Source organism: Stenotrophomonas sp. 112478_Sma (genome assembly GCF_056479905.1).
Window position 1 is genome coordinate 511,760 of sequence record NZ_CM151072.1, and the last position, 13,511, is coordinate 525,270.

The following is a 13,511-nucleotide window of genomic DNA, read 5'->3' on the forward strand; positions in this document are numbered from 1 at the left end:
GCCCGAGCTGCCGATGTCCCCGAAACGTGTCCTGATCGTTGAAGACGATGCCCACATCGCCGACCTGCTGCGCATGCACCTGGGCGATGAGGGGTATGAGGTCGCCCACGCCGACAGCGGTGATGGCGGGCTGCGCCTGCTCGAACAGGAAGGCCCGTGGGACGCGCTGGTGCTGGACGTGATGCTGCCCGGTGTCGATGGCCTGCAGGTCTGCCAGCGCGCACGGGCGATGGCGCGCTATGTCCCGATCATCATCATCAGTGCACGCGGCAGCGAAACCCAGCGTATCGTCGGCCTGGAACTCGGCGCCGACGATTATCTGGCCAAGCCATTCTCCATGCCGGAGCTGGTCGCGCGCGTGCGTGCCCTGCTGCGTCGCGCCGAGGCCATGGCGCAGAACGCGCGCATCGATGCCGGCGCCATCGAGCTGGGAGGACTGCAGCTGGATCCGGTCGCGCGTACTGCCGACGTGGATGGCAGGCCGCTGGAACTGACGCCGCGCGAGTTCGACCTGCTGCTGTTCTTCGCGCGCCATCCCGGCCAGGTGTTCGCGCGGATGGAACTGCTCAACCAGGTCTGGGGCTACCAGCACGATGGCTATGAGCATACGGTCAATACCCATATCAACCGCCTGCGCAGCAAGATCGAAACCGATCCGGCCAACCCGCGGCGGTTGCTGACGGTCTGGGGCCGGGGCTACAAGCTGGTGGACCCGGCCGGAGCGGCGGCATGATCCGGCCGAACCTGTGGCAGAAGCTGGCCGCGGTGATCGCGGCGCTGATGCTGACGTGCTGCATGGCGCTGCTGGCGCTGCAGATGCGCTCGAACACACGGCACGAGCAGGAAGTCGTGCAGCGGCTGTCGCTGGGGCTGGCCGAGCACATCGCGCAGCGCAGTGAGCTGATGGATACCAGCGGCATGCGCGATGCGGCGGTGCGTGCGCTGTTCGGGCAACTGATGGCGGTCAACCCCAGCGTCGAGGTGTACCTGCTGGACGACCAGGGTCGCATTCTCGGCCACGACGCACCCAGCGGGCACCTGATGCGCAACCGCGTGGACGTGGCACCGCTGCGCCGGCTGCTGGCGGGCGCGCCGCTGCCGATCCTGGGCGACGATCCGCGCAGTAGCGAGGGTCGCAAGGTGTTCAGCGTGGCGCCGCTGGTGGTGCAGGGGCGGCAGGCCGGCTACGTCTACGTGGTGCTGGTGGGCGAGCACCGGCAGATGCTCGCCGACGACCTCGCCGCCAGCAACCAGTGGAACACGACCTTGTGGTCGGTGATGCTGGTGGGCAGCCTGGGCCTGCTGGCCGGGCTGGTGGCGTTCTACTGGGTGACCCGGCCGCTGCGCCGCCTGACACGTCGCATCCAGGCATTCGACATCGATGCGCCGACGCCGCTGCCGCCGCCCGGCCCGCTGCGGCCGGGCGAGCGCGATGAACTGGTCATCCTCGAACATGCGCATGCGCAGATGGCGCAGCGGTTGGGGGAGCAGTGGCAGCAGCTGCGCCAGCAGGACCTGCAGCGGCGCGAGCTGGTGGCCAACATTTCGCACGATCTGCGCACGCCGCTGTCTTCACTGCATGGCTACCTTGAGACGATGGCGTTGAAGGACGCGACGCTGTCGCCGGAGGAGCGCCGGCGCTATCTGGGTATTGCCCTGGCGCAGAGTGCGAAGGTCGGGCGATTGGCGCGCGCGCTGTTCGAGCTGGCACGCCTGGAACACGGCGAGGTGCGGCTGGAGTGGGAGGTGTTCGCGCTGCCCGAGCTGCTGCAGGACGTGCTGCAGAAGTTCGAGCTGGCGGCGCAGGCGCGCGGCCAGCAGTTGCACGCGGATTTCCCGCAGGGGTTGCCGCTGGTACGTGCGGACCTGGGTCTGGTGGAGCGGGTGCTGACCAACCTGCTCGACAACGCCCTGCGCCATGCGCCGGAGGGAGGGCGGATCGAGGTGCGGCTGCGCGCGGTGGCTGACAGCGTGGAGGTGATCGTCTCTGATGACGGTCCCGGCGTTGCTGCTGCGGTGCGTGCGCAGCTGTTCCAGGCGCCTGCTGCGTTGGGGGCGCGACGGGGCGAGAACGGTGGCCTGGGGCTGCTGATCGTGCAGCGTATCGTGCAGCTGCATGGCCGCAGCATCGCGCTGCGCGACAGTGAGGCAGGGGCGACGTTCGTGTTCGAGCTGCCGCGGGCGGAGTCGGCGGCGGTGGCCTAGGCGCAGCTGGTTTCCGGGTGGCGGTGTTTGCCCCTTCGCGCAGGTATGTGCGTTTTTCCGTGTGGCGCCGGGTGGATGCCCTTGCGTGCGAATGTCCCCCGGCGCCGGCCGGTGTAAGGGCATCCAACCGGCGTTGAGGGGTTATCGGCACGCAGCGGTGTGCGGATGACGGCACCGTGCTGGTGGGCAGGTGGGACACGTCCGGGTGTGGTATCCGCACTGGCATGGGATCGCTCGGTTGAGGCTGCCTGTGCGTGTGTTCGTTTTTCCTGTGGCGCCGGGCGGATGCCCTTGCGTGCGAATGTCCCCCGGCGCCGGCCGGTGGCCGTCACCTCCTCCTTTACTTCGCACGCAAGGGCATCCACCCGGCGTTGAGGGGTTATCGGCACGCAGCGGTGTGCGGATGACGGCACCGTGCCTGGCAGGCAGGTGGGGCACGTCCGGGTGTGGTACCCGCGCTGGCATGGGATCGCTCGGGTTGAGGCTGCCTGTGCGTGTGTTCGTCTTTCCTGTGGCGCCGGGTGGATGTCCTTGCGTGCGAATGTCCCCCGGCGGCGGCCGGTGGCCGTCACCTCCTCCTTTACTTCGCACGCAAGGGCATCCACCCGGCGTGCAGGGGTTATCGGTGCGCAGAGGTGCGAAAATGCGCCGGGGACATTTGCCCACATGCTGCGGGCCGACGCGAGCGCCTTTGCGCTCGCGATCTGCTCGGGCGAAGACGCGCATCTGCACGCAGGCGAGGAATAAAAAAAGACCCGGCAGAGGGAGGGATCTGCCGGGTCCGGATTGCATGGGGGGAGGGACCCATGCAATGAGCGAAAGCGTCGCGTCAGGGCGTGTGGCCGGTCGCGTCCGCTGTTGATTCGTTGTATCCCTGCACCAGCTCGGACCAGGAGCGTCCAGCCAGCAGGCCAAAACCGACCACGTCCTGCTGGGCCTGCCCAAACCGCTGCAGGTTGTCCTGCCACAGCTGAGCGCCCTGCGACAGCAATCCGGCCGGATCTTCGCTTCGCGCCAGCTCGCCGAGCCAGCCGCCGGTCGCGGTCAGGTTGCGTTCCAGTGCCTTCAGCTGCACGCCGAACATGCTTTCAGCGTTCTCCAGCGCCAACCGGTTCGCGCGCGTTGCGGCGGCGGCCAGCTGGCGGGTGGCATCACTGAAGCGATCGCTGAAGGCGGCGGTCATGGGCGTCAGGAAAGGACTTGATGCGTTGCAGCATACGCCGATGATGCCGCATTGCAACAAAAATCATAAAGGCGCCCAAGGCGCCTTTAGAAACCTTTAGATATCAATGAGTTGTTCAGGTGCCGGGGCCCCGGTACCGGCAGCCGGAGGTGCAGGTCTCGTGGACCGTGATCTCGCTCAGCGCCGGCAGCGCGGGCTTGAGTTCGTTCCAGATCCACACCGCCAGGTTCTCGCTGGTCGGGTTTTCCAGGCCGGGGATGTCATTGAGGTAGTGATGGTCCAGGCGTTCGTAGATCGGCTGGAAGGCCGCCTTCACGTCCCCGAAATCCATGATCCAGCCGGTCTGCGCGCCGGGTTCGCCCTCGACCTTCAGTTCCACCCGGAAGGAGTGGCCATGCAGGCGCGCGCACTTGTGCCCCGGCGGTACGTTCGGGAGGCGGTGGGCCGCCTCAAGCATGAAGACTTTGAAGATTTCCATGAGCGGATTGTACGCCGCTGCTGTCGCATCCGACCGGGATCGCGCCGGCCCCGAAGCGGAGTGACTATTTCCATCCGGATGAAGAGATGTTAGCTTCTCTTATATCCGTATGAAGAGATGTTATTGGTCGGACCCCGGCCAGTCATGGATTACTGCGGAACTTCGTCGCCCTACCACCACCCCACACATCGTCATGCCCCAGCACACCCTGCTCGTGGCGGCCCTGGCCGCCGCTCTGGCCGCGCCATTGTCCGCCGCCGCCGAAACCACCGCTGCCGCCAGTGGCGAAGCCAGTACCCTGGCCGCCGTCCGCGTCACCGGTTCCAACATCAAGCGAGCCGATACCGAGGCGTCCAATCCGGTGCAGGTAATCGGCCGCCAGCAGCTGGAACAGACCGGCAAGGCCACCGTCGCCGATGTGCTGCGCTCGATCTCCGCCAACACCGGCAATGCCAACAACGAGACCACCAACAACGGCTGGGCCTCCGGCTCGGCCAGCATCGGCCTGCGCGGCCTGTCACCGAAGAACACGCTGGTGCTGCTCAACGGCCGTCGCGTGGCGAACTACGGCTTCCCGGCCGGTGGCCTGTCCGATACCTTCGTCGACCTCAATGCCCTGCCGCTGGTTGCGGTCGAGCGCATCGAAGTGCTCAAGGATGGTGCTTCGGCCGTGTATGGCTCCGATGCCGTGGCCGGCGTGGTCAACATCATCACCCGCCAGAACTTCGAAGGTGCCGAGATCGGTGGCAGCTTCGGAGGCGCCGACCAAGGGGGCCTGCGCGAGCAGAACCTGAAGTTCGTGGGTGGCCTCGGTGATCTGGACAGCGATGGCTACAACATCCTGTTCAGTCTGCAGGGCTACAACCGCGACCGCCTGGACCAGGACGAGCGCGATCTGACCAAGAGCGGCATCTACACCGACCTGCCGGGTGGGCGCTGGAACGGCTGGTCAGCCAAGGGTGCGCGCTATCTGATCAATGGCGTGTCGGTGCCGATGCTCGACGCCAACGGCAACTGCCCCACCGGGACCACGCGCGTTGCGAGCGCTCCGATCGACGGCCTGGCTGGCGACACCTGCGGCTTCAACCAAGCGCCGTACACCACGCTGATTCCATCCACGAAGCGCTACCAGGCCTATGCCAACGGCACCTTCCGCCTGGGCGACAACGTCGAAGCGTTCGGTGAAGTGCTGTACAGCCAGATCAAGAGCGCGGCCTGGTTCGGCAGCAGCCCGTTCTTCACCCTGGAAAGCGGCCGCTTCGCCCTGAATGCCGAGACCGGCCTGGCCGAGCCGGTGTCGTCGCAGCTGCCGGCGGGCAATCCGTACAATCCCTACGGGCGTGCCGTGCCAATCGAGTACACGTTCTTCGATCTCGGCGGCACCATCAAGACCAACCGCTCCACCGCCTATCGCGGCGTGTTCGGCCTGCGCGGCACCACCGCCAACTGGGACTGGGAAGTGGCGGCGTTCGGTGCGCGCAGCAGCGAGCGTGAGACCGTCTCGGGCGGCTTCGCCAACCGCTGGGCGCTGGCCGATGCGCTGGCCAGCGGCAGCTACAATCTGCTCGACCCGGCGGCCACCCCGCAGTCGGTGCGTGATGCGATCAACATCGCCACGCTGCGTCCGGCCGAATCGAAGCTGCAGGGTGTCGATGCGAAGATCTCGGGCAGCCTGGGCCGCACCTGGGCCGGTGACATCGGCTTTGCCGCTGGCGCCGAGTGGCGCCGCGAGAAGCTCGATTCGAACAACCCCTGGCAGATCGATGCCGGCCTGCAGGTGCGTCCGGCCATCGCCGAGGTGCACGGCGAGCGCCAGGTCAGCGCTGCGTACGCGGAAGTGAACGTGCCGCTGGCCTCGACCCTGGAACTGTCCGCCGCTGCGCGTGCCGATCACTACGATGACTTCGGCGATGCGTTCTCGCCGAAGCTCGGACTGCGCTGGCAACCGCTGGACTTCCTGCTGGTGCGCGCGTCGGCCTCGAAGGGCTTCCGTGCGCCCTCGCTGTCGGAGAACTCCAACAGCACCAGCATCTCCTACGGCAGCGTGGTCGATCCGCGCGACCCGGATGTGCCGGGCTCGCGGCAGAGCCCGACGTTCTTCACCGTGGGCAACAGTGACCTGAAGCCGGAGCGCACCAAGAGCGTGAACTTCGGCGTGGTGCTGTCACCGTGGGCGAACACCAATCTGAGTGTCGACTACTACCGTATCCAGCTCGACAACCTGGTCGGCACCAACAACACGCAGACGCTGATCAACGACAACGTCGCCGGTGCCGTGCAGCGCGATGAGCGCGGCAAGCTGCAGGCCGTCTACAACCGCTACCAGAACCTGAGCGAGCTGAAGACATCGGGCATCGACGTGGAACTGCGCCAGCGCATTCCGACGGCGCGCCTGGGAGATTTCACCCTGTCTTCGGCCTACACCCACGTCCGTGACTACCGCCGTCCCACCGTGGTCGGCGGGCCCCTGGTCGACTACGCTGGCAGCAACCTCGGCGCCACCCTGCCCAAGGACAAGGCCACCACCACGCTGGACTGGAAGTACGGCGACTTCAACGCGGCGGTGACCTGGTACTACACCAGCAGCTACCGGCAGGAAGCCAGTACCGCCGCCAAGGCCGTGCAGCAGCGTGTCGGCAGCTACAGCCAGTACGACCTGTACCTGGGGTACACCGGCATCGACAGCCTGACCCTGTACGCCAAGGTGCAGAACCTGGGTGACAAGACGCCGCCCTACGATGCGTCGTTCCCGGGCATCCGTGCGCCGTATGACTTCACCCAGTACGACCTGCGGGGTCGCTACTTCACGCTGGGCTTCGACTACCGCTTCTGATCCACCGCCGTGGCCGGTCACCTGCCGTGACCGGCCACGTTGCCCTCTGCCGTCCTGTTTCCGGGGAGTCACCGTGTCCTTCCACCGCCGTGCCGTTCTTCCGTTGCTGATCGCCGCTGCCAGCGCAGTGTTCCCCGCGTTGTCCGCGCAGGCGCAGAGCGCCTATTTCTTCCCGCAGGCCAGCGAGGCCGGCGCGTTCGACAGCGCCATTCCCACGCCGGAGCAGTTCCTCGGCTATCCGATCGGCAGCCGCTACACCCGCCACGACCAGTTGGTCGCCTATTTCGAGGAACTGGCCAGGCATTCGGACAGGATCCGCGTCCAGCACATTGGACGCAGCTATGAAGGCCGCCCCCTGCTGATTGCCACCATCACCGCGGCCAGCAACCAGGCGCGGTTGGAACAGATCCGCCAGCAGCACGCGACCCTGGTCGATCCGGCACAACCGCGCAGCGCAGCCGGTGACAGCCCGGTGGTGGTCTGGCTGGGCTACAGCGTGCACGGCAATGAAACCTCCAGCGGCGAAGCGGCGATGCTCACCGCGTATTACCTGGTGGCCAATCGCAGCAATGAAACCCAGCAATGGCTGCAGCAGGCCGTAGTGCTGTTCGACCCGGCGCAGAATCCGGACGGACGCGACCGTGCCGCCAACTGGCACAACGCCTGGGCATCGGACCCGGCCTCGGCCGATCCGGCCGACAAAGAGCATGTCGAGCCGTTCCCGCAGGGCCGTACCAACCATTACTTCACCGATCTCAACCGCGACTGGCTGGCGCTGACCCAGCAGGATTCGCGGCCAAAGGTGGCCGCCTTCCACCAGTGGTACCCGAACGTGCAGATCGACTTCCACGAGATGGGCAAGGACAGCACGTACTACTTCGAGCCTTCGCCGAAGAGCATGCACAGCCCGTTGATCCCGGCTGCCTCCTACGAGTTCAACAGGACGCTGGCCACGTACCACGCACAGGCGCTGGACGCACTGGGGTCGCTGTACTACACGGGGGAGAACTTCGACAACTTCTCGCCGGTGTATGGCTCGACCTATCCGGACTTCCATGGCGCGGTCGGTGTCACCGTCGAGCAGGCCAGTTCGCGGGGACGGGTGCAGGAGTCGGTGAACGGGCTGCTGACCTTCCCGTTCACCATCCGCAATCAGGTCGCCACCGGCCTGGGCACGGTGCGCGGTGCGGTGGCCGAGCGCAGTGGCCTGTTCGACCTGCAGAAGACCTTCTTCCAGAGCGCATTGAAGCAGGCCGCGCAGCAGCCGCAGAAGACCTTCGTGTTCGGCGACGCGCATGATCCGGCGTTGACCCGGCGCCTGCTTGAACTGCTGCTGCTGCACCGGATCGAGGTACGCGCGCTGGATCGCGATGTCACCGTCGAGGGGAAGCGCTTCCAGGCAGGCAGTGCCTATGTCGTGCCCGTGCAGCAGGCGCAGTTCCGCCTGGTGCACTCGATCTTCGCCGAGACGCCGCCGATCAAGGGCGACGTGTTCTATGGCAGCACCAGCTACGCCATCGCGCCGGCCTACGGCGTGGCCTTCGCCGGCAGCCGCAGCCGCATCGACGGCGGTGCACAGGTGAGCGAGCTGCCGCCGCTGCAGGGCGCGGTCGTCGGCGGCCAGGCGGGGTTCGCCTATGCCATCGACTGGCGTGACTACAACGCCAGCCGTGCGTTGGCCGAGCTGCAGGGCAGGGGATTGGCCGCGCGCGCTGCATTCCAGCCGTTCACCGCCGGAACCGCACAGGGCGACGTGGATTTCGCGGCCGGCAGCATCGTCATTCCCGTTGCCGGCCAGCCACTGCAGGGAGCGGCCCTGCTCGACGCGGTGGCCGCGGCGGCACGTGCTTCGGGCGTACAGGTGCATGCGTTGTCGAGTGGCCGCAGCCGCGAGGGCATCGATCTCGGCAGCGATGGCGTGAAGGCACTGCGCAAGCCGGCCGTGGCGCTGGTGATGGGCGAAGGCGTGGCGGCCACCGAGATCGGATCGGCCTGGTTCCTGCTGGACCAGCACCTGCACCTGCCGGCCAGCAAGCTGGATCCGCAGCAGCTGGGCAAGGTTCCGCTGGATCGCTACACCACGCTCGTGTTGTCCGGTGGCACCTACAGCAGTGTCGATGCGACCGCAGTGGCCGCACTGAAGCGCTGGGTGCAGGCCGGCGGCTCACTGGTGACCTATGGCAGCGCGTCGAAGTGGGCAATCGAACAGAAGCTCGCCGATGGCGAGAAGACCGGCAAGGACGAAGAGGCCGGCGACGAATCCCGTCGCGCCTTCGGTGACCAGCGCGACATCGCTGCGATCGAGCGGGTGAGCGGCAACATCCTCAGCGCCGATGTAGATACCAGCCATCCCCTGGCGTTCGGCGTGCCGGGCCGGCAGCTGGCGGTGAACAAGGAAAACAGCGTGACGCTGCAGCCGAGTGCGAATCCGTTCTCGACGGTGGTGCGCATCGACGCGTCACCACGGGTCAACGGTTACCTGTCCGAGCGCAATCGTGCGCGGGTGGCAGGCAGTGCGTGGCTGCTGGTGTCGGCCCAGGGAAAGGGCAACGTGGTGCTGTTCGCCGATGATCCGGCACACCGCAAGTACTGGCATGGCACGGATCGACTGCTGATCAATGCGATCTTCTTCGGGAATCTGGCGAATCCGGCGAAAGCACGCGGGTGAGGCGTCTGGCGCCTTGATTGATGCGCGGGCAACAAAAAAGGGACGGCGCGCCAGCGCCGTCCCCGATGTAAGGCCTCCCGCGCAGCGGGACGCCCTCATTCCTGTCAGTCAGGATCAGCCGGCGCGACCGCCGCCGCCCTGGCCGCGGCCACGACCACCGCCGTTGCCGCCTCCGCCACGACGCTGGCCCTGACCAGCGCCGGCACGCTGCTGGCCGTTGCCACCACCCTCACGACGGCCACCACCGGCCTTCTTCGGGCCGGCGTGGGCATGGCGCGGCGCATCGCCGTGCGGACGTCGCGCGTGGCTCTTGCGCGGGGCGCGCTCGCCGGTGTCGTGCTCGGCCTTGCCCGGCGCACTGTTGCCCCAGCGGATCGGCACCTGCAGTTCGAAGCCCGGCACATCGCGGATGTCCATGTCGCGTCCGAGCAGGCGCACGATTGCGCGCAGCAGCTTGACCTCGTCCTGCGCCACCAGCGAGATCGCCTGGCCGGTGGAGCCGTTGCGGCCGGTGCGGCCGATGCGGTGCACGTAATCCTCGGCGACCATCGGCAGGTCGAAGTTGATCACCTTCGGCAGCTCGTTGATGTCGATGCCGCGTGCCGCGATGTCGGTGGCCACCAGCACGGTCACGCGACCGGCCTTGAAGTCACCCAGCGCACGCAGGCGCTGGCCCTGGCTCTTGTTGCCATGGATCGCCGCGGTCTTGATGCCCGACTTCTCCAGGAACGCGGCCAGCTTGTCGCTGCCGTGCTTGGTCCGGGCGAACACCAGGGTCTGCTCACGGCTGTCCTGTGCCAGCAGGTGCAGCAGCAGGTCGCGCTTGCGGCCGGCGTCGACCGGATGCACGCGATGGGTGATGGTCTCGGCCACGGTGTTCTTCGGCGTCACCTGGATCTGTTCCGGGTTGCGCATGAACTCCAGCGCCAGCTGGCGGATGTTGTCCTCGAACGTGGCCGAGAACAGCAGGGTCTGACGGTTCTGCTTGGGCAGCTTGGCCAGGATGCGCTTGATCGACGGCAGGAAGCCCATGTCCAGCATGCGGTCGGCTTCGTCCAGCACCAGCAGTTCGATGCCGGACAGGTCGATGCTGCGACGCTCCAGGTGATCGATCAGGCGGCCCGGGCAGGCCACCAGCAGGTCCACGCCACGGCGCAGGATGTCCAGCTGGTTGCCCATGCCGACGCCGCCGTAGATGCAGGCGCTGGGGATGCGCAGATACTTGCTGTAGCCGCGCAGGCTGTCATGCACCTGGGTGGCCAGCTCGCGGGTCGGGGCCAGGATCAGTGCGCGCGGCTTGCGCGGGCCACCGCCACGCACTTCCTGCGGCGCGGTGCCCAGATGCTGTAGCAGCGGCAGGCCGAAGGCTGCGGTCTTGCCGGTGCCGGTCTGTGCGCCGGCCAGCAGGTCGCGACCGGCCAGCGCCAGCGGGATCGCCTGCTGCTGGATCGGGGTCGGGTTTTCGTAGCCCTGCTCGGCCAGCGCACGCAGCAGGAAGGGCGCCAGGCCCAGCGATTCAAAAGACATCGAGTGTGCTCCAAGTACAAGAAACGCCTGTCCGAATGGACAGACGGGGGCAGATCAAACTGATCGGCTGACTCGGAGCGTTCCCGTGAACCGCGCTGCGAGAATTGGGTGCAGCCGGCACGAAGCGCAGGCTGGAATGCGTGACGAACGGCGTCGGAGTGGGGGCGGGCGAAGAGGGCGGACCCTGGTCGCCGGCGATCCCGGAGGGAAACGGACGGCCGCTGCAGACTCCGCAAGTCTAAACGATGTTTGAGACTTCACGCAAAAAGGCCTGTTCAGGTAAGGGTTCTCTCTGCAGGGCTGCGCCCTGCACCCGCAGAGGCCGAAGCCACGTCAACGTCAACGTCAAAAGCGGGCTTCCTGAAGGTAGGCGGGGTGGGTCCGGTTGCGGGAGACGCCGTAAACCCGTCCCTGGGGGCTTGGCCGCGGCATCCATGCCGCGGACACTCCCGCAACCGGACCCACCCCGCCTTCGACAGTTTCCTGCGAACTGGCGGAATGGTTCTTGGGGGGCTCTTGGGGGGTCAGATCCGTTTTCCGCAGGAAAACGGATCTGACCCCAGTTTGGATTTCGATATCCGGAAGATTTCATCCACGTTTGGCGTGGATCTACCGACCGTCACCGGGAAACTGTGAAAGGTGGGGCGGTGTGGGCAGGCAGGACCGTTGGCGCCATGGATGGCGCCATCGAGCCCCCAGGGATGGGTTTACGGCGTGTCCTGCCCGCCCTCACCGCCCCGCCAAATCCGCAGACAACCCAGAGCTGGCTGTTGCCATTGACGTTGCCCTGGCTTGAAGCAGGTGCAGGGCGCAGCCCTGCCTGACCCCCGCTACGGTAGGGTGGAGCGATGCGGCGCTGCAGCTTGGCGCCGCCCCATATTTGATTACACTTGAAACTTGTTTGCCCATGACTCCGGACACCCACCCATGAAGCTTGGTTCTTTGAAGGAAGGCGGCCGCGACGGCACCCTGATCGTCGTCTCGCGTGATCTGCGCCACGGCGTCCGCGCCACCGGCATCGCGGCCACCCTGCAGCAGGCCCTGGAGGACTGGAGCCGTGTCGCACCGCGCCTGAACGCGCTCTACGAATCACTGAACGCCGGTGACGCCGATGGCGTGTTCGACCTGGACCCGCAGACGCTGGCGGCGCCCCTGCCGCGCGCCTATGAATTCGTCGATGGCAGCGCCTACCTGCCGCACGTCGAGCGCGTCCGCCGCGCCCGCGGGGCCGAGGTTCCGGAAAGCTTCTACACCGACCCGCTGATGTACCAGGCCACCAGTGCCGGTTTCTACGGCCCGCGCGACGCGGTGAAGGTGGTCAGCGAGGAGTACGGCATCGATCTGGAAGCCGAACTGGTGGTCATCACCGACGACGTGCCGATGGCGGTCACTCCGGAACAGGCCGCCGGCCACATCCAGCTGGTGGGTCTGGTCAACGACGTTTCGCTGCGCAACCTGATTCCGGGCGAGCTGGCCAAGGGCTTCGGTTTCCTGCAGTCCAAGCCGCGCTCGGCACTGTCGCCGGTGTTCGTCACCCCTGACGAACTGGGTGAGGCCTGGCAGGACAACAAGGTGCACCTGCCGCTGGTCACCCACATCAATGGTGCGTGGTTCGGTGCGCCGGAAGCAGGCGTGGACATGCAGTTCAACTTCGCCCAGCTGGTGGCGCATGCGGCCAGGACCCGGCCGCTCGGCGCGGCGACCATCGTCGGCTCCGGCACCATCGCCAACGAGGACACTAGCAAGGGCGCGTCGTGCTTTGCCGAGCAGCGCACCGTGGAAACCCTGCGTGACGGCAAGCCGAGCACACCGTTCATGTCGTTCGGCGACGTGGTGCGGATTGAAATGTTCGACGCCGCCGGCAACAGCATCTTCGGTGCGATCGAGCAGCGCATCGAGCAGGCGGCCAGGCCCTGAGGATGGAGGCGGCGATGGAAATCCCGGTCGACGACGGCATCGTGCTGTACACCTACTGGCGATCCAGCGCCGCCTACCGCGTGCGCATCGGCCTGGAGCTGAAGGGCCTGCGCTGGGAGGCGCGACCGGTTCATCTGCTGCGTGACGGTGGTGAACAGCACGGCGAAGCCTATCGCGCACTCAATCCGCAGGAGCGGGTGCCGACCCTGCTGCACGATGGGCAGGTGCTGACCCAGTCGCTGGCGATCCTGGAGTATCTGGACGAACGTTTTCCGCAGACGCCGCTGCTGCCGGCCGATGCGGCCGGCCGCGCCCGCGTGCGTGCGCTGGCGCAGCTGGTGGCCTGCGACATCCATCCGCTGAACAACCTGCGGGTGATGCAGTACCTGGAACGCAGCCTGCACGTGTCCGCCGATGTCCGCACCCAGTGGACGCTGCAGTGGATCGCCGAAGGCTTTGCGGCCCTGGAAACCCTGCTGGCCGGGAGCAGCGACACCGGCACTTTCTGCCATGGCGACCGGCCCGGCCTGGCCGACATCTGCCTGCTGCCGCAGGTGTACAACGCACATCGCTTTGGTCTGGATCTGTCGCCGTATCCGACCCTGCGCCGCATCGAAACCGCCTGTCAGGCGCTGGACGCATTCGAGCGTGCGCGCCCGGAAAACCAGGTCGACGCGGCCTGATTGCCGCTGCGATCGCC

Annotated in this window: 9 protein-coding genes; 6 read left to right on the forward strand and 3 right to left on the reverse strand. The window is 66.8% G+C overall.

The genetic code is table 11. The features are described from left to right. Positions 1-13: 13 nt before the first annotated feature. Positions 14-733: a response regulator transcription factor gene (locus ACZK08_RS02355; protein WP_065182516.1), complete on the forward strand. Its 720-nt coding sequence runs from the start codon at positions 14-16 to the stop codon at positions 731-733. Beyond that, on the forward strand, positions 730-2,205 hold the full coding sequence (locus tag ACZK08_RS02360; RefSeq protein WP_053518293.1) for a sensor histidine kinase: 1,476 nt from the start codon (positions 730-732) through the stop codon (positions 2,203-2,205). The genes ACZK08_RS02355 and ACZK08_RS02360 overlap by 4 nt, the downstream gene beginning before the upstream one ends. Before the next feature lie 829 nt (positions 2,206-3,034). Here ACZK08_RS02360 and ACZK08_RS02365 read toward each other — a convergent pair. Both ACZK08_RS02365 and queD read right to left on the reverse strand, forming a co-directional pair. Next, on the reverse strand, positions 3,035-3,388 hold the full coding sequence (locus tag ACZK08_RS02365) for a phasin family protein (protein WP_065182515.1): 354 nt from the start codon (positions 3,386-3,388) through the stop codon (positions 3,035-3,037). A gap of 115 nt (positions 3,389-3,503) precedes the next feature. Next, positions 3,504-3,866, reverse strand: coding sequence for a 6-carboxytetrahydropterin synthase QueD (gene queD / locus ACZK08_RS02370; protein ID WP_053518296.1), 363 nt, complete (start codon positions 3,864-3,866; stop codon positions 3,504-3,506). 193 nt (positions 3,867-4,059) lie between these two features. Here queD and ACZK08_RS02375 point away from each other — a divergent pair, with 193 nt between their 5' ends. Both ACZK08_RS02375 and ACZK08_RS02380 read left to right on the forward strand, forming a co-directional pair. Then, positions 4,060-6,699, forward strand: a complete 2,640-nt coding sequence (locus ACZK08_RS02375) for a TonB-dependent receptor plug domain-containing protein (RefSeq protein ID WP_065182514.1) — start codon at positions 4,060-4,062, stop codon at positions 6,697-6,699. Positions 6,700-6,772: 73 nt separating this feature from the next. Then, positions 6,773-9,367, forward strand: coding sequence for a M14 family zinc carboxypeptidase (locus ACZK08_RS02380; protein WP_065182513.1), 2,595 nt, complete (start codon positions 6,773-6,775; stop codon positions 9,365-9,367). A 114-nt stretch (positions 9,368-9,481) separates the two neighbouring features. Here ACZK08_RS02380 and ACZK08_RS02385 read toward each other — a convergent pair whose 3' ends face one another. Continuing rightward, positions 9,482-10,894, reverse strand: coding sequence for a DEAD/DEAH box helicase (locus tag ACZK08_RS02385; protein WP_065175363.1), 1,413 nt, complete (start codon positions 10,892-10,894; stop codon positions 9,482-9,484). A 927-nt stretch (positions 10,895-11,821) separates the two neighbouring features. Between ACZK08_RS02385 and ACZK08_RS02390 the strand changes: the two genes are divergently transcribed. Further along, positions 11,822-12,811, forward strand: a complete 990-nt coding sequence (locus ACZK08_RS02390; RefSeq protein ID WP_065182512.1) for a fumarylacetoacetate hydrolase family protein — start codon at positions 11,822-11,824, stop codon at positions 12,809-12,811. A gap of 14 nt (positions 12,812-12,825) precedes the next feature. Further along, positions 12,826-13,494: a maleylacetoacetate isomerase gene (gene maiA / locus ACZK08_RS02395; RefSeq protein WP_065182576.1), complete on the forward strand. Its 669-nt coding sequence runs from the start codon at positions 12,826-12,828 to the stop codon at positions 13,492-13,494. The last annotated feature ends 17 nt before the right edge of the window (positions 13,495-13,511 follow it).